This is a genomic window from Vibrio sp. 10N.222.49.C9 (assembly GCF_041474985.1).
In the GTDB taxonomy this organism is placed as follows: domain Bacteria; phylum Pseudomonadota; class Gammaproteobacteria; order Enterobacterales; family Vibrionaceae; genus Vibrio; species Vibrio crassostreae_C.
In genome coordinates this window covers 1-299 of record NZ_JBFRVD010001231.1, presented here as the reverse complement: position 1 = coordinate 299, position 299 = coordinate 1, and the positions used below count along the sequence as shown (strand labels likewise).

Here is a 299-nt window from a genome sequence, read left to right as displayed (position 1 = left end):
GTCTACAATGGTATTGCCTTTGATTGTATTGCCAGCAGACTTCAGAGATACCAACTCAGTTTCACCATCACACTGAAGGAACAAGTTTCCTTCAATCGTTGTTTCTGATGGATAGATAGAACTCTTAGAGTCACCTACACGAATCGCTTCCCAACTGTTTGAGTTATAACGACGCGCATTAGCAATATCGAACTCGTTGTATTGGTTGTGCTTCTGGTTGTAGAAAAGGTTTCCTTGAATAACGTGACGGTCGGTAGTCGTATCGCCTTTCGCCTTCTGAATACCAATCAACGTACCGC

The 299-nt window shown here is 43.1% G+C and carries 1 protein-coding gene; it reads right to left on the bottom strand.

What is annotated here, in order from left to right; all coding sequences use genetic code 11:
- Window positions 1-299, bottom strand: a 299-nt coding sequence (locus AB4585_RS27695) for a chondroitinase-B domain-containing protein (RefSeq protein ID WP_372171959.1), incomplete at both ends; no start/stop codon positions are given.